Source organism: Haloterrigena salina JCM 13891, from assembly GCF_000337495.1.
GTDB lineage: Archaea > Halobacteriota > Halobacteria > Halobacteriales > Natrialbaceae > Haloterrigena > Haloterrigena salina.
Genome location: NZ_AOIS01000036.1, coordinates 84,898 through 110,613 on the forward strand (window position 1 = coordinate 84,898; position 25,716 = coordinate 110,613).

Here is a 25,716-nt window from a genome sequence, read left to right on the forward strand (position 1 = left end):
GTCTCTGTCGCGGCCGCGGTCAGAGCCCCCAGTCCTCGCGGGTGTAGGCCATCTCCCAAAACCGGTACTCGAGTTTGGCGCTCGTCAGGAACGCCTCGCGCATCGCGTCGTGCTCGCCCGGATACCGCTCGCCGCAGTCGTCGACGAACTCTCGACACCACGCGGTCGCCTCGCGGAACTCCTCGCCCGTGTACAGCTCGATGAAGGGCGTGTACCGGTGGTCCTCCTCGGCGAGGTCGGCCATGTGTTCCGCGACGTCGAGATACCCCTGCATGCAGGGGTAGAGCGCCGCGGCGATCTCGGCGATCGACCCCTCGTAGGCGGTTCGCACGAGGAAGTTCGTGTAGGCGTGGCAGGTCGGCGCCTTCTCGACGGCCTCGAGTTCCTCGGGGGAGATGCCGTAGTCGGCGGCGAACTCCCGGTGGAGATCCATCTCGTGGTCCAGGACCTCGTGGGCGACCCCCAACAGGTGGGTCATCGTCGCCTCGTCGCGGGCCTTCGTGCCCGCGATCGAGAACACCCGCGCGTAGTCGAGCAAGTACCGGTAGTCCTGTTTCACCCAGTGCTGAAAGGCGTCTTCGTCCAACGTCCCCGCCGCGAGCTCGCGCACGAACGGGTGGTCCTTCTGTGCCGCCCAGACGTCCGCTCCCGCCTCGAGTAATCGGTCGCTGAAAGCCATCTCGAATCGACGCTGACGGACAGCATGCTATTATAAATAACCGATACAACCCGATTGTATCCGAAGAGCGACTCGCCATTGCGTCTGACTCGGGGAACTGGCCGGAGAATCGACTCGAGGGGTGTCAAAGCAAAGTGAGAGGATACACGCCGGGAGTGGATCGCTCGGTGGGGGACGAGCGGTTTGGGGAGCAGTCCCGGCGTGCTGGGTGAGAGGCAACTCGGTGTGCCGCTGTCGGTCTGGGGAGTGTTGACAACGGTGCCGACGATCGTCGGCGCCTAATACTCCGTTCCGATTACTCATAAATTTTCTGTATGCTGTGGAGTATTTTATACGGGTGCGAGGAACAGGACTCGAGGGGCGTTTGACACGCGATTGGCGGGGAAGAAATCGTAATCGAACCGCTCGCTGGCCGCTTAGAGTCGCTTACTGACGTACGGCCCGTCCTGGTGGTAGCCGAGTTTCTCCCGGTAGTACTCCCGGGCGCCGATTCCGGAGATGACGCTGACCTTGTCGTAGCCGGCGTCGGCGGCGAGTTCCTCGGCGCGGGCCATGAGTCGGCGGCCGTAGCCGCGGTGTTGATGCTGGTCCGTTGCTCCCTCGTCGCCGACTGTGACTTCGCTGCCGTAGACGTGCAGTTCGCGCACGAGCGCGGTGTTCTCGAGTTCCGGTCGGACGGGATCGTTGGGGAACCGCAGGCGGCAGAAGCCGACGAGGAGGTCCTGGTCGAAGTCCTCGAAGGAGATGAAGTGTTCCGTCCCGCCGCAGGCGTCGTAGGTCATCACGTCGAGTTCGACGTTCTCGGGCGTCTCGTCGTTCATCCCGGCTTCGCGACAGCGGATGCACTCACAGGTCCAGTCGTGGTCGTCCATCCGCTTGCGGGCGAGTTGCCGGAGGTTCGACTTCCAGACGCCGGCGTCGATGTAGTCCGCCGGGATGTCCCGCTGGACGCGCTGCAGGCGCGTGTAGCGGGGGATCATATCCTTGATCTCGGCGACCAGTTCGGCGGCCTCGTCGTTGTCGAGCGGGTCGAACTCGCCGTTGTGCCACCAGTCGTAGGTCGCCGTCCCGCGGACGATCAGCGTCGGATAGATCTTCAGGTAGTCAGGCTTCCAGGCCTCCTCCTCGAAGATTCGGCGGAAGTCCTCGAGGCACATCTCCTTGCTCATCCCGGGCTGGCCGGGCATCATGTGGAAGCCGACCTTGAACGCCGAATCCCGCAGTCGCTGGTTGGCCTCCATCGACTCCTGGACGCCGTGGCCGCGGTGCATTTCCCGATTTATGCGCTCGTAGGTGGTCTGGACGCCGACCTCGACTTTCGTCCCGCCGAGATCGAGCATGCGGTCGATCTGCTCGGGGTCACACCAGTCGGGCTTGGTCTCGAACGTGGTGCCGATGTTTCGGACGTCCGCGGTCTCGTTTTCGGCGATGACGTCCTCGACGTACTTCCAGTCGTACTCCTCGGGATCCTGCGCGAAGCTCTCGCCCTCGGCCGGTTCGGGCTCCTTCTCGACGTCGTAGTCGTTCATCGCCTCGAGGGCCCGCTTGACGAACCACTCCTGGTAGTCGTGGCTCCGGGCGGTCATCGTGCCGCCCATCAGGATCAGTTCGACCTTGTCGACGGGGTGGCCGATCTCGCGTAGTTGCTCCAAGCGCAGCGTCACCTGCCCGTAGGGGTCGTAATCGTTCTGGACTCCGCGGGCGGCCGCGGGCTCCTCGCCGGTGTAGCTCTGGGAGGAGGAGAACTCCGAGTCGGGGCCGCCGGGGCAGTAGAGACACTTCCCGTGGGGACACCGCTCGGGCGAGGTCATGATCGCGACCGGCGAGACGCCCGACGCGGTGCGGACGGGCTTGCGCTGGAGGACCGCCTCGAGATCCTCGCGGTACTCCTGGGGCGCGTAGTCGAGCAGTTCGGAGTTCTTCGGCACCTTCGGCGCCGAGTGTTCCGAACAGGCCTCGAGTTTGGCTTTCTCGACCTCGTCGCGCTCGATCTCGCCGTTGACGATCCGCTCGACGAGCGTCTCGCAGACCCGCTCGAACGCTTCGGTTTCGGTCGGTTCGGGCGTCTCGGTACTCACTGTACGTCTTTCGTCGCCGTTCGTGAATAAGCGTGTCGGACTCGCGAATCCGCGCTCGAGCGATTCGGGTCGGTGCGGATCGTCTCGACTCGAGACGGTCGGCGACGCGATCGGTCTCGGTCGATCGAAAAGCAGGAATGTCGGCTACCGACCGAACAGCCGCCTGAAGAAACTCCGTCCGCTCGGTCGCTCCGCGAGCATCACCGAGCAGTCGACCTCGTTGACGACGTCTAAGTGCAGCGAGCTGGTCACGAGCCGCGAGAGCAGGCCGCGCTCGGTCGCGCCGAGCATGATCGTCGTGTGATCGTCCGCCGCGCGACAGATGGCCTCCTCGACGTTTCCGGAGTCGTCGACGAGGATCTCGGCGTCGTGGAGGTCGTGGTCGATGGCCCACTCCTCCAAGAACTCCTCGCCGGCGCGGCGGTCGTCGGGGCCGTCGACGATGTGCAACAGCGAGACGTCGGCGCCGATGGTGTCACTGAGCGTCTTCGCGACCTCGGCGCTCAGGTCCGAGTCCGGACCGCCGGCCGTCGGCAACAGGATCCGCGAGGTGTCCAGCCCGCGGTCCTTGACCACGAGGAAGTCACAGGGGAGCTGGCTGGTGAGTTCGCTGATGGGCCGTTCGGCTCGCGCGGCGTCCCACAGGTTGTTGCCGCCCCAGCCCATCACCACGAGGTCGGCGTGCTCGCGGACGGCGGTGTCGAAGATCTCCTCGAACGAGCGATGGGTGACGACCGTCGACGTCTCGCTGTCGACGTTGCCGTAGTCGATCGACCCGGTGACGTCCTCGAGCAGGCTCTCGGACTCGTTGACGATCCGGGCGCGCTGTCTGTCGGTGCCGACCGCCGCCGGCCGGTCGGGCGTCTGGACGACGTGGACGACGTGGACGATCGCCGACTCGCGGGTGCTCGCGAGCGTCGCGGCGAGTTCGACGAGCCGGGATTCGGTTCGCGGGTTCGCGATGGGGACGACCACCCGGTAGGTGTCGTCGTCGGCGGGCGCGGTCGTCTCGGCCGTGTCGATTATGGGGACGTACGAGCGCCCGACGACGCTACCGAGGGTCCACTCCTGGATCGAGAGGCGCCGTTCGATCCCCTCGAACCGAGCCGACTCGAGGCGGCGCTCGCTGGTCTGGAACCAGTTGACGACGGTCACCAGCAGGATGCCGCCGATGGTGTTGCCCAGTGCCACCGGGAGGACGAAGTGGAAGATGCCCACGTAGAGGGAGAGTTCGCCGAGGAAGACGGCGAAAGCCATCTCGGTGAAGGAGGTGACGACGTGGAACAGGTTGCCGATCGGAATCGCGAGGAAGGCCATGTAGACGATCAGAATCCGGGCGACCGTCTCGCGTGCGGCGTACTCCACCCAGACGACGCCGGCGACGATCAGACCGGCGAAGGCCGCCTTGAAGAACAGGTCCAACCACGCGGTCTCCGGACCGTGGGTGCCGAGATACAGCGCCGCCTCGAACGCCTCGTCGGAGAAGACGCCGCCCCACGCGAGCACTGCGGCGCCGATCGCGCCGCCGGTGAAGTTGCCGGCGAGAACGATCGTCCAGTGGCGCAAGAGCGCGGGGATGCTCGCGAGACGCTCGAGGGTGAGCGCCACCGGCGGCAACGTGTTCTCGGTGTACAGTTGGTAGCCGCCGATGATGATGTAGATGAATCCGAGCGGGTACAACAGCGCGCTCAGGATCGGGTGGCCGTCGGTCGCCCCGTACAGCGAGGCGTACAGCAGGACCGTGATCGTGATCGCGAAGCCGGCGGCGATGCCGCTGAAGAACAGTTCGCGGCTGCCGGAGGTGACCTCCTCGTCGGCCGCCGCGACGATCCGCTGAAAGACCTCGTCCGAAGAGAATCGGTCGCGGACGACCGATCCGGCCGCCGGCGCCCCGCTTCGGGAGCGGTCGACGGCCTCGCGGACCCGTTCCGCCTCTGCGTCGTGGTCGGGGGGCGGTGCCTCCTCTCGTTCCCGGTCGGCGCGGGCGGACTCCGCGCTGCCGGGCTGCTCGTGATCGCTCATAGTCGGGACCGAATCACGGAACGAACTAAGCGTTTGGCTTTGAGGACGCTGCGAGTTATCACGCACCAAACCACAATCGACGCACGGACGGTCGCGAACGGGCGCTGGCCGTCGGACTCCCCGTCACACGCGGCGGGCCCGACCCTACATGGGTATGACATACGCTTTTCACCGTGCCCGCGGTCACGTTCGAGTATGCAATCGCTGGCCGGTGAGTCGGTCGTCGTGATCGGCGCCGGAATCGGCGGCCTCGCGACGGCCTGTTACCTCGCCGACGCGGGCGCCGACGTGCGGGTCATCGAGAAGAACGAGCAGGTCGGCGGTCGAGCGAGTCGCCTCGAGAAAGACGGCTTCCGGTTCGACATGGGCCCCTCGTGGTACCTGATGCCAGACGTCTTCGAGCGCTTCTTCGGCGACTTCGACCGGACGCCGACGGACTACTACGAACTGACGCACCTCGATCCGCACTACCGGCTGTTTTTCAAGGACGGAGATCGGGTCGACGTGACGCCCGACCTCGAGCGAACGAAGGCCGTCTTCGAGGAGTACGAGGACGGCGCCGGCGAGGCCTTGGAGCGCTACCTCGAGAAGTCCCGCGAGAACTACGAAGTCGGGATGGAGCACTTCGTCTACGAGGACCGCACGCGGCTGCGGGACTTCATCGATCCCGACGTGGCCCGGCAGGCGCGGGGACTGTCCCTGCTGGGGTCGATGCAGGGTCACGTCGAGGACTACTTCGACCACCCGAAGCTCCAGCAGATCATGCAGTACACGCTGGTGTTCCTCGGCGGCTCGCCGACCAACACGCCGGCGCTGTACAACCTGATGAGCCACGTCGATTTCAACCTCGGCGTCTGGTATCCCGACGGGGGGATCGCCGCCGTCGTCGACAGTATCGCACAACTGGGCCGGGAACTGGGCGTCGAGTACGACACCGACCGGCCGGCGACGGCGATCAAGGGCCGCGAGGGCGCCTTCCTCGTCGAGACGCCCGAGGGACCGGTCCGGTCGGACCTGGTCGTCAGCAACGCCGATTACGCCCACACCGAACAGGAGCTCTTGCAGCCCGAACAGCGCGGCTACGACGCCGACTACTGGGAAAAGCGAACCTACGCGCCCTCGGCGTTCCTGCTGTACCTCGGCGTCGAGGGGTCGGTCGACGACCTCGCTCACCACACGCTGGTCCTCCCGACGGACTGGCAGGACCACTTCGATCGGATCTTCGAGGATCCCGAGTGGCCCGAGGATCCCGCCTACTACCTCTGCGTGCCCTCGAAGACCGACGAGGACGTCGCTCCCGACGGCCACAGCGCGCTGTTCGTCCTCGTCCCCGTCGCGCCCGGCCTCGAGGACACCCCCGAAACCCGCGAGGAGTACCGCGATAGGATCCTCGCGGACATCGCGGTCAACACCGGGACCGATCTGCGCGACCGGATCGTCCTCGAGGAGCGCTTTTGCGTCGAGGACTTCGCCGACCGGTACAACAGCTACGACGGGACGGCCCTCGGACTGGCCCACACGCTCCGCCAGACCGCGCTGTTCCGCCCGCCCCACCGCGCCAAGGGGGTCGACGGACTCTACTTCGTCGGCGGCGACACGACGCCTGGGATCGGCGTCCCGATGTGTCTCATCAGCGGCGAGCTGACCGCCGAGAAGGTCCTCGAGGACTACGGCCGACCGACCGGCCGATGATCGCTCCACCGCCATGACTGCGAACTCGACGGCTGCGGGCGAGGGCCAACACGGCGACCGGCTCCGGTACCTGCTGACCCTCTCTCGGCCCCGGTTCTGGCTCTATCTCGCCGGCCCGGTGCTCGTCGGCGTCGCCTACGCCGCCGATAGCGTCGGCGACGTGTTCGCACCCGCGGCGATCGTCCTGTTCGCCTACTTCCTGCTCCCGGCGAACGTCTTCCTCTACGGGATCAACGACATCTACGACCGGGAGATCGACGCGGTGAACCCCAAAAAGGAGGAGCAGGAGGTCCGCTACAGGGGTCAGCGGATCGTTCCCGCCGCGGTGGCGCTGTGTGCCGTCCTCCCGCTGGCGGTCCTTCCGCTCGTACCGAGTGACGCGTGGCCCTGGATCGGCGCGTTCCTCGTCCTCGGAGCGGCCTACAGCGCGCCGCCGGTCCGGTTCAAGACGACGCCACTGCTGGACTCGATCTCGAACGGGCTCTACATCGCCCCCGGCGTGGCGGCCTACGCAGCCGTCGCGGGGAGCCAGCCCCCGGTCCTCGCCGTCCTCGGCGGCTGGCTGTGGGCGATGGGGATGCACACCTTCTCCGCGATTCCCGATATCGAACCCGATCGGGAGACCGGTATCCGGACGACCGCGACGGTGCTCGGCGAGCGCCGGACCTACGCCTACTGCGGCGCTTGCTGGCTCGCGAGCGCCGCCGCGTTCGGCGCACTCGATCTCCGCCTGGGCGCGCTCATGCTCGTCTACCCCGGCCTCGTCGCCGCGATCGCGACCTCGAGCGTCACGGTCGACCGCGCGTACTGGTGGTTTCCGGCGATCAACACGGTCGTCGGCGCGGCGCTGACGATGGGCGGCCTCTGGAGGGTGCTCTATGGCTGATCCGGGTACGAGGCCGGACGAGGTTGCCGATTCCGACTCCGTTTCCGATCCCATTTCCGAAACCGGCGAGCGTCGAGCGGCTCTCGAGCGACGCCTCGAGGCGCTGATTCGAGAGAATCGATTCACGATCGCGGTCGTGTTTCCGGTCATCGGCGCGGTGACGCTGGTCGCGAGCGCGGAAGGGCTACTGCCGAGGCCGCTCGCGTACAATCCGCTGTTGATCCTGTTCGGGACGCTGGTGATGCGCTCGCCGCTGGTCGTCGGCCTGCTCCCGCGGGTCGACCGCCGAGCGCTGGCCTGTCTGGGTCTCGTGACGGCGTACACGTACGCAATCGAACTGGTCGGCGTGCGAACCGGCTGGCCCTACGGGACCTTCGAGTACGGGATCCGGTTGGGGCCGATGCTGTTCGGCGAGATCCCGCTCGCACTCCCGCTGTTTTTCGTCCCGCTGGTCCTGAACGCCTATCTGCTGACGCTGCTGGTTCTCGGGGGCTGGAGCGCGCGGCCGCTGGTCAGGATCCCGACCGCGATCGCCGCCGTCGTCGCCGTCGACCTCGTCCTCGATCCGGCCGCCGTCGCCATCGGGTTCTGGTCGTACGTCCCGCCGGGCGGCTACTACGGCGTTCCCGCCTCGAACTACGTCGGTTGGCTCCTCTCGGGAACCGTCGCTGCCCTCCTCGTCGACCGCGCGTTCGACCGCGCGGCGCTGCTCGAGCGCGTCCGTACTTGCGAGTTCGTCCTCGACGATCTGGTGAGCTTCGTGGTGCTCTGGGGGGCGATCAACGTCCTCTACGGGAACTGGCTGGCCGCCAGCGTCGCCGGCCTGTTCTGTCTCGGTCTGTTCCGGACCGAGCGCTACGACCGCGAGCTGCTCCTGACGGCGCTTCCCGCGAGCGTCGGACGAAGTCGCGACTCGTGAGCGCAGGTCAGGACGTTCGGCGGCGCATCCGCCGCCGTGAGACGTCCCGGAGTCGGCGGACCGTCGACGCGCCGCAGGCGCACTCGTTTTCGGTGCCGAGCGGTGCGGATCGGGGGGCGAGCCATGCTTGCTCGAGACTTTTGCTCACGCGGCCGCTACTGATCGTATGGCGACCATAGCACCGGTCGAGTGTCCGCTCTGTCACACCGAACTCGAGGCCGACGGGTGCCTCGAGGACCACCTCGTCGACGCTCACAGCAAACGGCGGTTAGCGCGGTTCGTCGTCGCCGAAGCCGAGGCGCTGAACGCCAGGGACGTCTCGGAGTGAGCGCCGTCCGTGGCCGGTCGCGCCGGCGCGGGTCAGACGAGCAGGCTGGTGATGGAGCTCCCGAACAGGAGCAACAGCAACACCGCGGCCATCGTGAGCGTCAGCCAGATGCCGAGACCGACCGCGGCCCGGCGCGCGTTCTCTCGATCGATGTCGACGGGGTCGTGTGAACCGGTAGTGGACATACACGGCGACCTACGCCCCGACGGATAACAACGGGAAATCCATTATATCGAGGGAGTTGAAAAGCGGTCGTCGAGTTCGACGTCACTGCGTCGGGACGCGACCGCCGTGTCCGGCCTCGTGGCGGTCGCGGTCGCGATCGGGAACGGCCGAGACCCGCCGGAAGACGGCCTCCGGATCGCGGTTCCAGTGCCAGTGCCAGCGCGTCTTCGCGAGACACCGAAGCTTTCGCGTCGTGGAGAGCGACGGCTCGCGGGACAGGACGTCGTACTCCTGGGCCCGTATCATGGTGTGGTGTTCCGCGTAGAGGACGGCCGCCAGCAGAACGGGCAGTTGGCAGTCTTCGGGGAGATAGCGGATGCCGGCGACGCCCTCGCGGTAGAGTTCCTCGGTTCGTTTGAGCTCCGCCGTCATCGCCGCCGCGAAGGAGTCGGAGTACTCGAGGCGCTCGATCTGGGCGTCCGAAACGCCGTGCGCGCGAAGCGTCTCTTGTGGCAGGTAGATCCGATCGCGCTCGAGGACGTCCTCGCGGACGTCCCGCAGGAAGTTCGTCATCTGGAACGCCTCGCCGAGTTTGATAGCGTGGGGGAGCGCGGCCTCGCGCTCGTCGGGATCCATGATCGCCGTCATCATCACGCCGACGGCCGCCGCCGAGCCGCGCATGTACGACTCGAGGTCGTCGTAACTCTCGTACCGGTCGGTCTCGATGTCCGACTGCATCGCGTCGACGAACGACTCGATTTCGTCGTCGGCGATGTCGTACTTCCGCCGGAGCTCCTCGAACGCCTCGAGGACCGGTCCCTCGGGTTCGGTTTCGCCGAGGGCCTGGGCCCGGAGCGACTCGAGTTCGGCGCGCTGCCTGTCGGGCGGAACGCCCTCCGCGTCGTCGACCACCTCGTCGGCGATCCGGAAGAACCCGTAGAGGACGTGCGTCGCGTGTCGAACCCGCTCCGGGAGGAACTTCGTCGCCAGGTAGAACGTCTTCCCCGTGCGCTGCTGGATCGTCTTGCCGGCGTCGATGTGTTTCTGCTGCATTCTCTGTTCGTGGCCCTCCCCGCGGTGGGATGTAACTCATACGACAGTTGCGTATAAAATAGCTACCCCTACCTAGTGGGGTCGTTGTCTGCTCGCGAGCCGCAACGGCAACGCCGTCTCACGGGCCTTGCCTGTTCGACTGCTCGCGGAGTGTTACTCCGCGTTCATCTCGTTCGAGGCAGTTTCACCGCCTCGAAGCCCGCTCGCGTGGTCCGCTGAACGGAGTTCCGCGCTATCGAACAGTTCGTCCAGCAGCTTCCGCTGTGCGGTCCGGAGGTGCTGGTGGTACGTCGAGCGGGTGATGCCCATCGACTCGGCGAGTTCCTCGCCGGAGACGTTGCGGGGCCACTCGAAGTAATCGGCGTAGTAGGCCTTCCGCAGCGCCGTTTGCTGGCGATCGGTCAGCGACGACTCCAGCCGAGCCATCACGTCTCCCGGCGTTCGCCTGGGACGATCGGTCTCGTGGTAGCTGATCAACTCGACTGCGTCGTACCGCCGGTCTAAGAGGTCGTAGACCGAGCGTGCGGCCTGTCCGTTCGGGAGGTCGACGATGAGTTCGACGCTCGCGTCGCCGACGGCACTCCGATCGGCCTGCGATGCGTCACCCCTGGTCTCGAACCGGCGAACCGTCCCTCCGTGTTCGGAGATCGTCCGCACGATCCCGTCGTCGACGGCGGCCTCGAGGAGCGTCCCGCCGTCGTACGTTGACAGGATTCGAACGTCGGTGACGCCGTCGATCGCCGCCGCGTCCGGGGCGTCGTCGACGGCGCGGTCGGCGTGGAAGAACGCGATCGGCGTCCCGTCCTCGTCGGTCAGTCCCCGGAAGGTGACCGCCGCCTCGAGTTCCGTCGCCAGCGCCGCGACGAACAGGTCGGGGTCCGCGATCGACAGCTCGAGTTCGACGACGGCGTCGGTCGCGAGCATCTGTCGCGCCTCGATCGCGTTCATCGCGGTCGAGATCGCCCCGGCGAGCGAGTCGAGGACGAGCAGTTCGCGCTCCGAGAACGCCGCCGGTTCGTCGGCGAACACCGCGAGTACCCCGTACGTGACCTCGCCGTAGCGAAGCGGCAACGCGGCGACCGACTGAAACCGGTCGCCGGCGCCCGTCGGCCACCACCGCCTCGCGTCGTCGAACGAATCGAGGTTCTGAACCACCTTCGCCTCTCCCTCCGCGAGCGCCCGAACGGCGGGGTGGCTCTCGTCCGACGCGAGGACGAGCGTCTCGTCCTCGAGAGGGACGTCGCCCGCACCGGCCCACTCACGCGGCGAGAGGCGGCGGTTGGTGACGTCGACGCGACCGATCCAGGCGAGCACGTACGGGTCGGTGTCGGCGAGACGCGAACAGACCGAGCGTTCGATCTCCTCGCGGGTCGTCGCGCCGACGGCGGCGTCGGTGACGTCACGGAGCAGGCCGTCGACGCGCTCGAGGACGTGCTCTAACGCCCGGTGTTCCTCGCGGAGTTCCGCGGCGGTCTCCTCGACGGTGATCTCGGCCAGTTTGCGCTCGGTGATATCGAGGTGGACCACCGAGACGCGGAGCTCCCCGCCGACGTGGAATCGCTTCGCCCACATCAGGAACCACTGCTTTCGCTCGGGCGAGTGACAGGGGTACTCCATCGTGAACGTCTCTCGCTCGCCGTCGATGATCGCCTCGAGACCCTCGACCGCGCGTCTGGCGTATTCGTCGGTATCGACGTCCGCCTTCGCCGTCGCGATGTAGTTGACGCCGACGTGGTCCGTCCGGTGATCGTCGGAACCGAACGCCCGCCAGGAGTCGTTGGTCAGCAGAATCTCTCCGTCCTCGTCGATGACCGCGACGGTAATGGGGAGCGTCTCGAGGGCGGCGTTGGCAAGTTCGTCCCGCTGCTCCATCACTTACGTTCACGCTCTGTGCCGTCTTAAAAGGTCGAAACTATCCGATAACAGGGGGCAGTAGTCGGTGCGAGACCAGTTCGAATCGGTCTCTTTCAAATTATATCCACAATGATCGTAGCGGCTCGAGCGTGAGGGACGCCGAGCCGTCAGTAGCGAGTGAACGTCGTCAACAGCGTCTCTCCACCGCCGGAGTTGCCCGTTTCTTCCGTTCCGTTCTCCGAGTTTAAATACGATCACGAGCCAGCAGCGGCTATGGACTGGGAGACACCCGTCGACGCCTGGTACGTGTGGCTGGGCGCCAGTATCGTTAGCCTCGCTCTCGCCGGCGTCGTCCTCGCCTTGCCGACGGGACCGCCGCCCGACGCCGAGGGCGCGACGAACGCGATCGAGGAGACGACCGCGAGCAGCTACGAAGCGTCGTCGACCCTCGAGCACGACGCCGACGCGATCAGAATCGACGGGAAGACGGTCGCGTTGCGCAACGAACACGGGGTCAGTCGCTCGAGTCTCGCGTACGGCCAGGTCGTCGCCGTCAACGGCGACGAGCGGCTCGAACGCCTCGTCTACGGCGAGTCGTTCGCGACGGTGTTCGAATCGGAACTCGAGGACGCGGACGCGAACGCGGCGACCGCGTTCATGGACCGCGTCGCCGACGCCGACGAGAACACCGCCGGCGAGTGGCTGACCGCTTCGGACGAGCTAACCGTTCGACAGGTCACCGTCGAGCCCGACGAGCTGCCGGAGGTACGAGTCCACGGGACCGACCACGAAGACTGGATACTCGACGGCCATCGTTCCCTCCCGAAGGAACTGGCCGCTACGTACGAAGGTGACGAGACGCCGACGGTCACGTACACCGTGACCGGTACTGCTCCCGTCGAACCCCGCCTCGTAGCGCCACACGAGTCCGTGGCCGTCGGCTACGAGGCGGAGTGGACGACGACGCACACGGACTCCGATACCGTCCGAACGGATCTCGATTCACACCTCGTCGATGGGGAGCGGATCGAAGGAACCCGTTCGTCGGGTACTGATACCGAACGCCCCGACGAGGAGTTCTGGATCGGCGTCTACCCGCTCACCGTTACTGCGGAGTTCGGTTCGGAAACGTGTGAAACGACCCTCGAGAGCGCGACGACCGCCGATTCCGTCTGCCCGGCCGTCACCGCCACCGACGAGCGCGCGGCCGAACTGGACTGGATCGAACGAAACGACGAGACGGGGAACTACCATGTCACGCTCGCGGTCGTCTAGGGGCCAGACGGAGCCGGTGGCGGCGCTCGTTGCGGTCGTCGTCATGGTGATCGCGCTCGGCCTCTACAGCGGCTTCCTCACCGACGTCCTCGGGGACCGCACCGATCGCTCGCCCGAGACGTCCGCGATCGATCGGATCTGGGCCGACGTCTCCCACGGCAGCACCTTTGCAGCTCACCGACCGATCGGGCTGGACGACGTCGAACCGGATTCGCTCCCGCAGGGACGGAACGTCCACGTCGAGATCACTGCGGTGACCGACGACGGCGATCGGGAGGTCGTCGCGACGGAACAGTTCGGGACGGACGGGACGCCGGTCGCCGACCCAGAGGGACCGCCCGCCGACGGGTCCGGGATCGAGACCGGCGTGGCGGAACGGCCCGTTCCCGTCGAAGTCTCCCCCGGCGACGTTCGCGGCGGTACCCTTCGGGTGGAGGTGTGGGCCCCGTGAGATCGGACCGCGCCGTCAGCACCGTCCTCGACGTCGCGTTCGCGCTGCTGCTGGTCAGCGCGAGCATCCTGCTGCTCAGCCTGTATCTGACCACTACCGACGGTTCGCTCGAGGAAACGCGGGCGGACCGAACCGCCGAAACGCTCAGCGGGTCGACGGTCGCCGTCAGCTACGATCTCGAGTCGATCGCGGAAAGCGACCGCTACGAGGAGCCGGAGACCGTCGACGACTACGAACGGACGACGTACGGCTCCGCGACCGACTTGCTCGCGGAGGCGGCGGTCGCGAACGCGACGATCGGCGACGGCCGATTGATCCGGTACGCGGACTCGTTCGCCGATAGCGTCGCCGCCAGCGTCGACGGCCGGTTCACCGGTTCGAACCGCAACGTCTATGTCGTCGCCAGCTGGCGCCCCTACGAGGACGCCTCGATCAGGGGGGAGGTGACCGCCGGCCAGCGACCCCCGCCGACCGCGGATACGACCGCGGCGACGACGACCGCCTCGAGCGGAACGCCCGCTCTCAACAGTTCAGAGTTGGCGACAGCGTACGCCGACGAGGAAGCGGTCGACACGCTCGCCGAACCGATCGCTCGCTCGATCGTCCGCGGCTACTTCCCGCCCGAGCGAACGCAACTGACCCTCGAGCGGCGGGGACTCGACCGAGCCGTCACGACGACTCACTACCTCGAACTGGCCGATCGTCTCGATCCGGATCACGACCTCGAGCGAGACGCCGGTCCGCTGCGGCGATCGGACGCCCGGGCCGACGACGCCAACGAGGTGCTGATCGCGGGCCTCACCGAACTGATCGCCGACGACCTCGGGTCGGGGCCGATCGGTGACGAACTCGACGCGATCGGCGACGACGAGGCCGAACTGGAAGCGTTCTTCGAGGAAACCATCGCTCCCAGCGACGTCGACATTACGACGTACACGTGGGAAGAATGACAGGAAAACGCACACGAACGACGGTATCGATCGACGATCGCGCTCGAGTCCCCTTCGCGATAATCGGGGTATTGCTGCTGGTGACCAGCGTGACGGTCGTCGGCGTCCTCCAGATGCGCGGCGGACCCGAGACGGAGATCGACGAGACGCTCGCGATGGAGCGGACGGAAGCGGCCGTTCAGAGCGAACTCCGCGGCGCCGTCGTCGATGCGACCCACCGGGCTGCAGCCCAGCCGGTAACGACATCCGACCTCGACGCGCTCGAGGGCAACCAGACCGAGACGTTCGAGACGTACCTCGAGTTGTTGATCTACCTCGAGGCGCAGGAGTCGCTGTCGGCCGCCGGCCAGATGACCGGCGACGTCGAGACGACGGTTTCCATCGGCGGAGACGTTCCCGATGATCCCGACCGCGCGATCAGGACCGCCGACGACCGAATCGACGTCGCGGAGCGAGAGGGCGGTAACGGACTACTCGAGGTGACGCTTGATCGAGTGACGATCACGCTCGAGGACGGCGATCGCGTCGTCAGCGAGCGGACGATAGACGATCTCACCGTCACCGTCGGGACGCCGATCCTCGAGTTACAGGAGAAGACCCGGGAGTTCGAGACGATGCTCGACGAAGGATTCCTCGATGGCGAGGTCACCGAGTTCGAAAACATGGCCCAGAAGACGGCCATGCGACTCTATCCGATGGCGTATTTCAAGTCGTTCATCAATCGGATGGACAAAGGGACGGGTGGCGAAGATCTGGGTCAGGGTTGGACCTTCGACGAAATTCTCGAGAACAATCACACCGAAGTGATGGCGAACGACGCCATCTTCGGCGTTCAGGAGGAGGTGTTCGGCGAGGACGCAGTCGATCCGTACGCTGACAGGGTGATGCGGCCGGCGTGGGCGTGTTTCGCGGCGGACATGCTGGAAACGATGGCCAGCAACGACGATGATGATAATGAGAAAAGTGACGATGGATACCAGGCGACAATATCCGTCACAGACAGGTTAGGTAACGGAATTCACGATGCGACCGTCTTCGTCGACGGAGAAAAGCGGGGGACAACGGATCCTAGTAACGAGGTTTCGTTCGAGCTAGCGGAGAACGGGACGCACTCGGTCGTCGTGATCGCAGATGACTACGAGCGATTCGAGCAGCGTATCCGGTTTTCCGAACGGGACTCTCGAGACCGCGTCGAACTCCGCCCGTCTACCGACCGAACGATCACCGTCTACGATCCGTCCGGAGAGCCGGTCGACGGCGCCGACGTCAACGTCTGGGTGGACGACGAACTCGCGTACGCGACGACGGGCGCCGACGGAACGATCGCTCTCGAGGGCCTCGCGATCGACGACCGAAGCGAGCTCACGGTCGAAATATTCGCGGACGGATACGAGGACGGATCGGAGACGGTCGAAATCGATCGGTCCCACGCCGCGATTTTGACGTCGGCAGGCGACGCCTCGCTCGACGATCTCGAGGACAGTGCGGGACTGAACAGCTACTTCGAGGACGATCCGAGCCTCAAGGACGCGGCCTGCGAAGACTTCCGTGAGTATCTCTTCGGCGACAAAGACGGCGATCTCCCGGACGCGCCCTCGACGACCGAGCTCGTCGACGGCATGTTCGGTGAGATGAACCCGCTGACGCAGAACGAAACGGTCGAACCGAACGACATGGCCGACATCGCCTACTACGAGCTGATCGGCATCCGAGATCTCTCGACAGTGTTGGACGACCTCCCCAGCGCGATGAATCCCGAGGACATCGACGAACCGATCGGTTACACCGAGGGGTTCGAGTCGCGGATCGAGAACGGCGACTTCATCGACGATATCTACGACGTGACTGTCGACCGATCGGACGATGTCTCCTACGGGTCGCTTTCCGCGAACAGGAGCAGTTCGTTTTCCGACTACGAGTACAGTCATTCGGTGTACGATTCCCGCGGCGTTACCGACATCGACGTATCGTTGTCGCAGGACTGGCGGACTACCGACGGTGCGTACACCAATCGTGATCTCCACAGTCTCACGATCGATGTCGACGTCGAAATTCAGGAACGATCGGTCTTCGAGAACGCGACGTGGAACGGAACCGACACGAAAACCATCGACCGGTCGCCCGAAACGCTCCCGGTCACGATCGAGGTCGATATCGATGCAGATCTCGTCGACGAGCTCGACATCGATCGAAGCGAGATCGAGGATGATTTCGAGGCCGGCACTGGATACGCGAGCCGAGGCGATATCACCGGCCTCTCGGATCCGGCCAACTTCGAGCACGTCGTGACCGACTCCCTCGAGACGATGCTCGAGGTGAACGCGCTCGATTCAGACGGCGATCTCGAGTCTCAGATCGAAGCGGATCTCGGCGATTCGATCCGCATCTCGAGTATTCCGTCGACGAACGAGAGTTCCACCGGGGCGATATCCGTCGCGTTGGATATCCGCTCCGGAGTTCTCGGAGCGGACTCCGCGAGTTACGACGTCGAGGATCTCGAGGCCAGTTCGAATCTCGACAGAGCCGAACTCGAAGAGTGGCTCGAGGACGATCTTTACCTGGTCAACGCGTACGTCAAGAAGGAGACGAACGTGATCGAGCAACCGCGAGTGGAGTTTCTGCGCAGTCCGTCGCCATTCAGAGAGCTGCACGACGAGATCAAAGCCGTCGAAGACGAACTCGTGGACACGGCGTCGTACGACAACGTTCCGGACCTCGTTCGAATGGAAGTACGAAACGCTTACTTCGAAACGCTCACCGGTCGACTCGACGAGATGGCGGATTTCCACGAGGAAACGGTCGGCGAGTTCGACGACGCGATGTCCACGAGCGACGGCGCGCTCGACGACTCACTCGATATCGTACAGGAGGTCTTCGCTGGCGACGTCGAGACGGGAAGCGGGGAACTCGAGGGCTCGGAGCTCATGGAAGACCTGGAGTTCGACGTCTCCGGTTCGCCGACGTACATGGACCTCGAGACGGTCGACGACGACGAGGTACCGTCGGTTCGGCCGCCGAACTCCACGATCATGGACAACGATGTCGACGGCGAGCACGCGGCGCTCGGAGTCAAATACGGACAACGACTGCCGACACCGGGGCTCCCGCTGGTACCGTGGCCGCCAATGCTGTACGTCCTGCAGGTCAACAGCTACAACGTCGACCTCCAGGGCGAGTACTCCCGCTTCGAAGTGAGTGCAACCGCGGGCGATCCGGTCGACGGCGAGGGAACAACGTACGTCCGCGATCGGATGGACGTCGAAGTCGATCTCGGCGGCGATGCGCCACAGAAGATCGGCGAAGTTGAACCGATCACGTTCGATACGTCGCTCGAGATTCTGATCGCTATGCCCGGCATGATGCCGATGAAGTCAGGTGCACCGCCGAATACAGGGGACCCATCGTTCGGTGAAAATATTGGGCTCAGTAAGATGTTAAAATCTCTGAGAGAGTCCCTCAATAATGAGGAGACTGTAATATTGGGTCCCGAAAAATCGACTGACGAATACGGTGATACTGGTCCTCGATAAGACAGTATATATAGGGACAATAATTTTAAATTATTATTCTGGTTCGAGTGTGCTGATAACACTACCATTTCCAGAGTTATATGTGAACACCACGATATCGCTGAGAACTGCATATCCTCTGATACGACCACCGATTAAGTCAATGTGGTCTGTTGTATGAGTTGACCATTGTCGTTCCCCGGTTTTAGGATCAAGAGCATCTAACTGGACATATCCAAAATCACGCCAAACGAATAGCGTGTCCTCTGAAACAAACAATCTGCGACCAGTCGGTCCAGAAGGAAGTGCTTCTGCCTTCCAAGATTGTGGCTCTTCGCCACTTTGCAATTCGCTTGTAAAAACGGCTAGCTGATCAAATACCCCCGCTGAGTAAATGATTTCATTTGCGATAGTCGGAGCCCGACCAGCAATGATAGAACTGTCGTCATCATAATCGTTATTGTAGGAGACAACAACTTCTTCCTCTCCTGTCTCTCCATCAATCGCCAGAACCGTATCGAGTTCGTGCGTATAGACTGTCCCACCATGGACCAGTAGTTCTCTCCCGGTATCGATAGTACCAGACGGAGAATACGCCCAGATCTGCTCTTCTTTCTCGACATCGAATCTCACTACTTCGTAGTCATGTCCACTGTTCGTTTTGTGTGATACATAGAAGGAACCATCACTACCGATAGCAATATCTTGAACCGCATTTACTCGTTCCTCCCAAATTATACTCCGCTCTTCAATGTCGACAGCGTATAGTTTTCCGTCGTTATGGACGTAGACGATTCCATCGTAGACACGAATGTCGCCAGAGTATAGCGAACCGAGTTCAACTGACCATAAGACGTCTCCAGTCTCGGGTTTCAGCGCATAGAGGGTTTCAGTGAGAAAGTACACGGCGTCGTCAGTTACCGCTGGCGTCGTCGGTTCCCACTGCGGATTTGGAGGTGTTTCCGGTGGCAGTTCTGGTTCGTACGTCCACTCAATGTCTCCAGTCGTACGGTCGATCGCACGGAGTGTTGACATCTCGTCCGCGACGTAGACGAACCCGCTACCGACGACGGGTCCCGAAACCTTACCGTCTTCAATTTCGACCGTCCACCGCTCCTCGAGCGGCCCGTCAGGCCCGCTCCACTCGTCGGTAACCATTCCGTTGTTCGCGGAGAACCGTGCCATCGGCCACGAGTCGCCGCTCGAGCCGTTGTGACCGCCGCCGGTCTCATTTTCGTCAGGTTCCTCGCCGGTACCATCAAGGCTTGAACTGTCGTTTTCGTCGTCCGAATCGTCGTTACCCGTACAGCCGGAGAGGCCGGCGATACCGACCGATGCACTGCCGCAGGCTGTGAGCCACCGTCGGCGCGTCGATGTCGATCGTCGGTCCATCGTGTACTCCAAATATATAATTAAACTAACTAAGTGTAACGGAAATAGCCGATAGTGCTAACCGAAGCAAATTCGGCTTGAGACCAGTCTCGGCTGCAGGCTCTCGAATGGGGATGTCGTTCGAACCCGGCCCAACAGAAAACGAGAACAGAGTTCGATCAGCGGCGAGTTACTCGAGCAGTTCCTCGGCGAGCATCGGGATGAACGTCCCGATATCGGTGACCATGCCGATGGCCTGCGCGCTGCCCCGGTCGAGAAGTTGGGTGACGGTAGCGGGGTTGATGTCGACGCAGACGGTCTTGGTCGTCGAGGGGAGGCAGTTGCCGACGGCGACCGAGTGGAGCAGCGTCGCGAGCATGAGGACGATGTCGGCCTCCTGGGCCTGCTCGCGGATCGCGTTCTGAGCCTCGATCGAATCGGTGATCGTGTCCGGAAGCGGGCCGTCGTCGCGGATCGAGCCCGCGAGGACGTAGGGAACGTCGTTGCGCACGCACTCGTACATCACGCCGTCGTCGACGACACCCTCGTCGACGGCCTCCTCGATCCCGCCGAGGCGGGCGATCTCGCTGATCGTGTAGATGTGGTGTTTGTGTCCCTTTCGCGGGTGCTCTAAGCTCTCGGTGTCGACGCCTAGCGAGGTGCCGTAGAGGTCGCGCTCTAAGTCGTGGACGGCGAAGCCGTTGCCGGCCGAAAGCGCGTCGATGTAGCCCCCGCGGACGAGTTCCGCGAGCGCGTCCCGGCCGCCGGAGTGAACGATCGCCGGGCCGCAGACGACGAGGACGTTTCCGTCGTTTTCCCGGACCTCGCGCATCTCGTCGGCGATCTCCTCGATCAGCGACGCCGAGGGGCGCTCGCTCGAGACGCCGCCCTGCATGAAGCCGAACGAACCGCTGCCGTTGCGGGGGCGTTCCGGCGGTTCGACGCGGATCCCGGTTTCGCCGGTGACGACGAGGTCGTCTCCCTCGATTGCGTTCAGGACCTTCGTGTAGACCCGCGGACGCTCGTCGTCCGCGTTTTTCTCTACCACGAGGGCACAGTCCATCTCGACGTCCTCGACTTCGACCCACTCGCCGTCGACGCGGACGAACGTCGGGTGGTTGGTCGTCGAGTAGAAGTCGACGGGGACGACGCCGTCCTCCGGCGCCGCCTCGAGCGTCGCGTCGCGCGGATCGGCGACGGTCGCGCCCTGCTGGTTGAGTTCGTGGAGGATCGCCCGCAGGTCGCTCTCGGTTTCTGCGAGCACGCGCATCCGGCAGTAGGTCTCCGCGTGCTTGTGGCGGCCGACTTCGAACTCCTCGACCTCGAACTCGCCGCCCATATCCATTACGACCCCGAAACAGTGGCCCATCGTCCCCGAATCGATGATGTGTCCCTCGAGTTCGACGGTTCGCGAAACGGTCATCGGTGCAGCGTTGGCGACCGGGGACCGTGAATGTGTGCGTTTCGGTGCCGGTCGACAATGGGCGACGGCACTCGCCGGTGTGAAACACCGCGACCGAGCGGCAGCGTTCGCACGCTCTCCGGCGGGCCCGCGTCGCGGAAAATCGTCACAGCCACCGTCGACCATTATTTCACTGCAAATGATGGTTTAGACAACACTTTTGTGCACATCTGTGGACGGCTCAGATACGTGTCGCACCCAACAACAACACCGACGTCAGTCGAACTGTGGATCCGATCGTTCGCCCCCACGAGCGCCGGCCCGACGCAGGAGCGCGCCCTCGAGCGACTCTCCGACCTCGAGTCCCAGGCGCCGATCGAGTCGGTGGACGTGAGCGTCTGGGGAAAGGAAATCGAGATCAATCGACCCGAGCGAGCGATGCGTATTCCCCAACTCTGTCGGATCGAACGCCGACTCGAAGCCTTCGAGAACTGGGCCGCTCGCACGGGGCGCCGGCTCGAGCCGTTCTTCCGAAACACGCGCATCGAGTCGTCGATCACGGGCGAATCCCACGACGTGTGGCGGCTGCCGACGATCGCGGTCGCGGAGTTCGATGGCGACGAACTCCTCCACGTCGCGCCCTGTCGCGACGGCGATCGAACGATCGACGTTTTCGACCGTCTCGAGTCGCTCCTCGAGGACTCAGAGGCGACGACGGCCGTCGACGGGGGGTCAGGCGACGGATTGACCGAGCGCTCGTCGGATCCGGCGACCGACTACGGGCAGAGTCGCATCGACGTGGAACCGTCTCGCTCTGACTAATTCTGTTCCCTGCCGAACCGCGTCGAGCGGTGGCCGAACGATCGACTGCCTACTCGACCGGCTACCGAACGCTACCCCGCGTTGAACCCTATCGTGCTCGACGGACCGAATCAGGTTGGAAACCGATCGGCGCCGCCGTTTCGCTCCCGTTTCGATGGCTGACTGTCAGGATCGTCGTGAATAACATCTATGCGACCGTGTCACATAGTATGAGCCATGGCGAGTAACTCAACCACCCTCGGCCTGTCCCGGTGTCGCAACTGCGGGTTCGAAGCGCCCGGCGGCGACGACGCGTGGCGTCGAATCGACGTCCCGAAACTGGGACGGATGACACAGTGTCCCGACTGCGAGAGCACCGACGTCATCACGAGTCGGTAGCGTCGACCGCGATTCGAGACCCCCGTCGGAACGCACAGACTCTTGGGCGTCTCCTCCCTAGGTTACTCCATGGAACGCAATACGAGCGATCAGTCCCGCGACGACGCCGAGGGTGACCTTCCGGACAGCGATGCCGAGTGGCGCGACCGGCTGAGCGAGGAGGAGTACCAAATCCTGCGCGAGGCCGGCACCGAACCGCCCTTTAGCGGCGAGTACGTCGATCACAAAGCGGACGGGACGTACGCCTGCGCCGGCTGCGGCGCCGAACTGTTCGACGGCGACACGAAGTTCGAGTCCGGCTGCGGCTGGCCCAGTTTCTACGACGTCGACGACGATCGCGTCGAGACCCGACTCGACACCAGCCACGGGATGCGCCGAACCGAGGTCCTGTGTGCCAACTGCGGCGGCCACCTCGGCCACGTCTTCGAGGACGGTCCCGACCCGACCGGCAAACGATACTGCATCAACTCGGTGGCACTCGAGTTCGAGGACGAGTAACGCAGCCCGCGCTGAAACGCATAGATTCGTTCGGTAAGAACCCTATTTTCGGTCGTCGTTCGAGACTAGTCGTCGGACCTCGAGGGCCGGTCGCGGTTCGTCTCGGCGTCCGTCATCGGCCCGCTTCGGTAGACCGCATAGAGGACGAGCACGGCGATCGCGAAGTCGAACCCGTGTTCGACGAGGTGGTGGACCGTCATCGGGACCACGCCGAACACGGTGCCGAGGCCGACGATGGACCGCACCACGAGCAGTCCGAGCACGGCCGTAATCAGTAGGTACCGGGGCGAGCGCCGTCTCGAGTACGCGACGAGCCCGCAGCAAAAGAGGATCGTCGTCCCGACGGCGGCGAGGACGATCACGGCCAGTAACACCGGCGCCAGTTGCGGATCCAGCCACGGGATGTCGAGGGGACTCGTGTGTTCCATCCGCGATACGCTATCTGGGCGGGAAAGCTACCTATGCGCTTCGGTTGTTACCGGTTTGTCGTCCCGCAGCGACCGTCCGTGTTTCGTCGAGGCAGTCGAAGACGGCCGTCTCGAGCCCTCGTTTGCGTGTGCGACGGTTTCGTACTCAGCCGATCGTCTCATCGAGACGGGTCGTCTGACCCGTTCTCACCTGCCGGGAACGAGCGGAACCCGTTATCCGGACGTGGTCGCTAGTCGGTGGTAGCAGCCCCGTATCGGGGCATCGATCACGACGACCACCTCACAATGAGCGAGACACGACGACAGATCAGGGCACACGTTCGGGCCAACGCCGGAATCCACTTCAACGAACTCGTCCGAGAGTCGACGTACGCGCCGGGACAGATCCAGTATCACGTCCGTCGGCTGATCGACGCCGACGAACTCGTCCGCGAGGAACTCTACGGGCAGACCCACTACTACCCCCCGCAGTACGACGAGTGGGAACGTGCCGCGCTGGCGCTGTTCCGCCGCGAGACGACCCGCGAGATCGTCCTCTTCTTGATCGAGCACGGCTCGTGCCGACCGGCCGCGGTCGCGGACGAGCTCGACATCGCCCGAAGCACCCTCGAGTACCACCTCGATAACCTGGTCGAGTGCGATATCGTCGAGAAAGAGTACGGGGAGCGCAATCGCGTCACGCTCTCGCTGTCCCGGCCCGACCGAACCGCGCCGCTGCTCTCGGAGATCTCGCCGACGGTGCCGGATCGATTGGTCGATCGGTTTACGCGGCTCGTCGACGGTCTGCTCGAGAACTCCGTCGACGCCGAGTAGGCGCGGTCGGTCGGTTACTCGCGGTTGGTCTCTGACCTTATCTCGAGACAAGCGCTGGCCATCCCCAGAGCGGGACAACCATCTGCCAGGTCCGACGTCTGCATCCGACATCCGCAGTCGTTCGTCACCACGGCCATTGTCCGAGGGAGATTCGACGGCGAGGAACGCCGCCCGGCGCGATTTTCGAACCCGAAACCGCGAACACTTAGTACGGTGGCTTGTAACACTCTCGATCATGGGATTCGACGAGATGGACGTCGATACGATCTGGATGGACGGCGAGTTCGTCGACTGGGACGAGGCGCAGGTCCACGTCCTCACGCACGGACTGCACTACGGCAGCGGCGTCTTCGAGGGCGCACGGTGTTACGACACTGCGGAGGGCCCCGCGATCTTCCGCTGGGAGGAACACCTCGAGCGACTCTTCCAGTCGGCCAAGCCCTACGACATGGACATCGACTACACGAAAGAGGAGCTCACCGAGGCGACGAAGGAGCTCATCCAGCGCCAGGATCTCGAGTCCTGTTACATTCGCCCGATCTCTTTCTACGGCTACAACTCGCTGGGCGTCAGTCCGAAGGACTGTCCCACCGAGACCGCGATCGCGGTCTGGCCGTGGGGCGCGTACCTCGGCGAGGAAGCCCTCGAAGAGGGCATCGAGGTCATGATCTCCTCGTGGCGGAAACACGCCTCGAGCCAGATCCCGACGAACGCGAAGACGACGGGCCTGTACGTCAACAGCATGCTCGCCGGCGAGGAGGCCCGCCGGAACGGCTACGCCGAGGCGATCGTCCTCAACAAGGAGGGCAACGTCGCCGAAGGTCCAGGCGAGAACATCTTCCTCGTGCGTGACGGCGAGCTCCACACGCCCGGCCTCTCCGAGTCCATCCTCGACGGCATCACCCGCGACACCGTGATCGAGATCGCCGAGGATCTGGGCTATACGGTCCACGACGGGGCCTCGATCTCGCGGGGCGAACTCAACACGGCCGACGAACTGTTCTTCACCGGCTCCGCGGCCGAGGTCACGCCCATCCGGAAGGTCGACAACGTCGTCATCGGCGACGGCTCGCGCGGCCCCGTCACCGAGGAGATTCAGCAGCGGTTCTTCGAGGTCGTCGAACGGGAGACCGACGAGTACGACGAGTGGTTCGAGTACGTCTGAGCCGGCAATCACACGAGTCACGCGAGACATGATCCCGGTCGTTCGCCGTTGTACGGCCGCTCCTCGCGTGAGGATGCAGGGACATCAGACTCGCCGAAGGAACGTCCGGAGTTCCGTGTATGCGGCGTCGTACGCGTCGCGAAACACGTAGTGACCGGCGTTCGAGACGTGGACTAATCGTCCGGACCGGAGCGAGTCGGCCGCGTTCAGGTCGGCGACCCGCTGATCGATGTCGGCATCGGACCGCAACACCAGTGACCGACAGGAAACGTCCGGCAGCACATCGACGAGCGGCGACGGGTAGCCCTGACGCGCGAGTTCCGCGATCGCCGGATCGGATTCGAGATGGCCGGTCGCGAGGCGGCGGGCGTGAGTCGGATTTAGCTCGGAATACTCCGCTTCGACGATCTCCTCGACGGTCCGATCGGACGCTCGTTCCAGGACGGTTCGCGATTGCTCGAACAGTTCGTCCGGATCCGCCTCCGGAAGCCTGTGGAAACAGTCCGGTTCGACGACGACCACCCCCTTCGCGAGGGTCGGCCGTCTCGCTGCCGTCCACGCGACCGTTCCGCCTCCCATGGAATGTCCTACCAAAACGGGATCCTCGAGGTCGAGTGCGGTCACTAGCCCGTGCAGATCGGCGATCCGATCGGCGAGACGGTATCCCGTCTCCGGAGCGTCGGAGCGACCGTGTCCGCGGGCGTCGTACGCGATCACCTCGTAGTCCGCCGCGAGGTCCTCTGCTAGCGGGACCCAGCGTCGGCCGGTGTCGTTGAACCCGTGCGCCAGAACGATCGGTGGCCCGGTCCCGGTTCGGTAGTACCGGAGCTCGACGCCGTTCGACGAGACGGTTCCGGTCGTCCACCCGTCGGGGAGATTCATCCATTATATCATACTACTACCACCTACAAATAGATACCGCGGCCGCCGTTTACGGCTGAACACCGAACTGATCGAATACGGAAGTCGTGTGCCGAT

The 25,716-nt window shown here is 64.3% G+C and carries 23 protein-coding genes; 13 read left to right on the forward strand and 10 right to left on the reverse strand.

Going from position 1 to position 25,716, the window contains the following annotated elements; genetic code table 11:
* Positions 1-19: 19 nt before the first annotated feature.
* The 3 genes from tenA to C477_RS10170 form a co-directional block, all read right to left on the reverse strand.
* Positions 20-679: a thiaminase II gene (gene tenA / locus C477_RS10160; protein WP_008894393.1), complete on the reverse strand. Its 660-nt coding sequence runs from the start codon at positions 677-679 to the stop codon at positions 20-22.
* A 416-nt stretch (positions 680-1,095) separates the two neighbouring features.
* Positions 1,096-2,757 (reverse strand): tRNA uridine(34) 5-carboxymethylaminomethyl modification radical SAM/GNAT enzyme Elp3, encoded by a 1,662-nt coding sequence (locus C477_RS10165; protein WP_008894394.1) that lies wholly within the window; start codon positions 2,755-2,757, stop codon positions 1,096-1,098.
* A gap of 144 nt (positions 2,758-2,901) precedes the next feature.
* Positions 2,902-4,779, reverse strand: a complete 1,878-nt coding sequence (locus tag C477_RS10170; protein ID WP_008894395.1) for a formate/nitrite transporter family protein — start codon at positions 4,777-4,779, stop codon at positions 2,902-2,904.
* 195 nt (positions 4,780-4,974) lie between these two features.
* Here C477_RS10170 and C477_RS10175 point away from each other — a divergent pair, with 195 nt between their 5' ends.
* The 4 genes from C477_RS10175 (at position 4,975) to C477_RS24085 (ending at position 8,604) form a co-directional block, all read left to right on the forward strand.
* The gene (locus tag C477_RS10175; RefSeq protein ID WP_008894396.1) at positions 4,975-6,471 is read left to right on the forward strand and encodes a phytoene desaturase family protein; all 1,497 of its coding nucleotides are present in this window, start codon (positions 4,975-4,977) and stop codon (positions 6,469-6,471) included.
* 13 nt (positions 6,472-6,484) lie between these two features.
* Positions 6,485-7,357, forward strand: a complete 873-nt coding sequence (locus tag C477_RS10180; protein ID WP_008894397.1) for a prenyltransferase — start codon at positions 6,485-6,487, stop codon at positions 7,355-7,357.
* The gene (gene cruF, locus C477_RS10185; RefSeq protein ID WP_008894398.1) at positions 7,350-8,276 is read left to right on the forward strand and encodes a bisanhydrobacterioruberin hydratase; all 927 of its coding nucleotides are present in this window, start codon (positions 7,350-7,352) and stop codon (positions 8,274-8,276) included. The genes C477_RS10180 and cruF overlap by 8 nt, the downstream gene beginning before the upstream one ends.
* A gap of 166 nt (positions 8,277-8,442) precedes the next feature.
* Positions 8,443-8,604: a hypothetical protein gene (locus C477_RS24085; RefSeq protein ID WP_008894399.1), complete on the forward strand. Its 162-nt coding sequence runs from the start codon at positions 8,443-8,445 to the stop codon at positions 8,602-8,604.
* Positions 8,605-8,636: 32 nt separating this feature from the next.
* Here the strand turns inward: C477_RS24085 and C477_RS24090 are convergent, their stop codons facing one another.
* From C477_RS24090 to C477_RS10195, 3 genes are all read right to left on the reverse strand, one after another.
* Positions 8,637-8,789, reverse strand: a complete 153-nt coding sequence (locus C477_RS24090; protein ID WP_008894400.1) for a hypothetical protein — start codon at positions 8,787-8,789, stop codon at positions 8,637-8,639.
* A gap of 82 nt (positions 8,790-8,871) precedes the next feature.
* A complete protein-coding gene (locus tag C477_RS10190) occupies positions 8,872-9,822 on the reverse strand; it encodes a phytoene/squalene synthase family protein (protein WP_008894401.1) in 951 nt (316 codons plus the stop codon).
* Positions 9,823-9,975: 153 nt separating this feature from the next.
* Complete coding sequence (locus C477_RS10195) at positions 9,976-11,694, reverse strand: bacterio-opsin activator domain-containing protein (RefSeq protein ID WP_008894402.1); 1,719 nt, start codon at positions 11,692-11,694, stop codon at positions 9,976-9,978.
* Positions 11,695-11,949: 255 nt separating this feature from the next.
* Between C477_RS10195 and C477_RS10200 the strand changes: the two genes are divergently transcribed.
* From C477_RS10200 to C477_RS10215, 4 genes are read left to right on the forward strand one after another with little or no spacing between them, the layout of a single operon-like run.
* Positions 11,950-12,951 (forward strand): DUF7283 family protein, encoded by a 1,002-nt coding sequence (locus C477_RS10200; RefSeq protein ID WP_008894403.1) that lies wholly within the window; start codon positions 11,950-11,952, stop codon positions 12,949-12,951.
* A complete protein-coding gene (locus tag C477_RS10205) occupies positions 12,929-13,402 on the forward strand; it encodes a DUF7285 family protein (protein WP_049914473.1) in 474 nt (157 codons plus the stop codon). Before C477_RS10200 ends, C477_RS10205 begins: the two co-directional genes overlap by 23 nt.
* A complete protein-coding gene (locus tag C477_RS10210) occupies positions 13,399-14,352 on the forward strand; it encodes a DUF7284 family protein (protein ID WP_152423306.1) in 954 nt (317 codons plus the stop codon). Before C477_RS10205 ends, C477_RS10210 begins: the two co-directional genes overlap by 4 nt.
* The gene (locus C477_RS10215; RefSeq protein ID WP_008894406.1) at positions 14,349-17,882 is read left to right on the forward strand and encodes a carboxypeptidase-like regulatory domain-containing protein; all 3,534 of its coding nucleotides are present in this window, start codon (positions 14,349-14,351) and stop codon (positions 17,880-17,882) included. Before C477_RS10210 ends, C477_RS10215 begins: the two co-directional genes overlap by 4 nt.
* A 33-nt stretch (positions 17,883-17,915) precedes the next feature.
* Here C477_RS10215 and C477_RS22905 read toward each other — a convergent pair whose 3' ends face one another.
* Together C477_RS22905 and C477_RS10225 are read right to left on the reverse strand one after the other, a co-directional pair.
* Positions 17,916-19,253, reverse strand: coding sequence for a PQQ-binding-like beta-propeller repeat protein (locus C477_RS22905; RefSeq protein ID WP_008894407.1), 1,338 nt, complete (start codon positions 19,251-19,253; stop codon positions 17,916-17,918).
* 169 nt (positions 19,254-19,422) lie between these two features.
* Positions 19,423-20,655, reverse strand: a complete 1,233-nt coding sequence (locus tag C477_RS10225; RefSeq protein WP_008894408.1) for an ornithine cyclodeaminase — start codon at positions 20,653-20,655, stop codon at positions 19,423-19,425.
* A 228-nt stretch (positions 20,656-20,883) separates the two neighbouring features.
* On the opposite strand from C477_RS10225, the gene C477_RS10230 reads away from it, so the two are divergent.
* From C477_RS10230 to msrB, 3 genes are all read left to right on the forward strand, one after another.
* On the forward strand, positions 20,884-21,456 hold the full coding sequence (locus C477_RS10230) for an HTH domain-containing protein (protein ID WP_008894409.1): 573 nt from the start codon (positions 20,884-20,886) through the stop codon (positions 21,454-21,456).
* A 216-nt stretch (positions 21,457-21,672) separates the two neighbouring features.
* Positions 21,673-21,834 (forward strand): hypothetical protein, encoded by a 162-nt coding sequence (locus C477_RS24095; protein WP_008894410.1) that lies wholly within the window; start codon positions 21,673-21,675, stop codon positions 21,832-21,834.
* Between the two features lie 69 nt (positions 21,835-21,903).
* Positions 21,904-22,332, forward strand: a complete 429-nt coding sequence (gene msrB, locus C477_RS10235) for a peptide-methionine (R)-S-oxide reductase MsrB (protein ID WP_008894411.1) — start codon at positions 21,904-21,906, stop codon at positions 22,330-22,332.
* Positions 22,333-22,397: 65 nt separating this feature from the next.
* On the opposite strand, the gene C477_RS10240 is transcribed toward msrB, so the two are convergent.
* Positions 22,398-22,760, reverse strand: coding sequence for a DUF7471 family protein (locus C477_RS10240; protein ID WP_008894412.1), 363 nt, complete (start codon positions 22,758-22,760; stop codon positions 22,398-22,400).
* 285 nt (positions 22,761-23,045) lie between these two features.
* Between C477_RS10240 and C477_RS10245 the strand changes: the two genes are divergently transcribed.
* Both C477_RS10245 and C477_RS10250 read left to right on the forward strand, forming a co-directional pair.
* Positions 23,046-23,573 carry a winged helix-turn-helix transcriptional regulator gene (locus C477_RS10245; RefSeq protein WP_008894413.1) on the forward strand — a complete coding sequence of 176 codons (528 nt, stop codon included), beginning with the start codon at positions 23,046-23,048 and terminating at the stop codon, positions 23,571-23,573.
* Between the two features lie 235 nt (positions 23,574-23,808).
* A complete protein-coding gene (locus C477_RS10250) occupies positions 23,809-24,738 on the forward strand; it encodes a branched-chain amino acid transaminase (protein WP_008894414.1) in 930 nt (309 codons plus the stop codon).
* An 84-nt stretch (positions 24,739-24,822) separates the two neighbouring features.
* Here the strand turns inward: C477_RS10250 and C477_RS10255 are convergent, their stop codons facing one another.
* The gene (locus tag C477_RS10255) at positions 24,823-25,620 is read right to left on the reverse strand and encodes an alpha/beta fold hydrolase (protein WP_008894415.1); all 798 of its coding nucleotides are present in this window, start codon (positions 25,618-25,620) and stop codon (positions 24,823-24,825) included.
* Positions 25,621-25,716 lie beyond the last annotated feature (96 nt).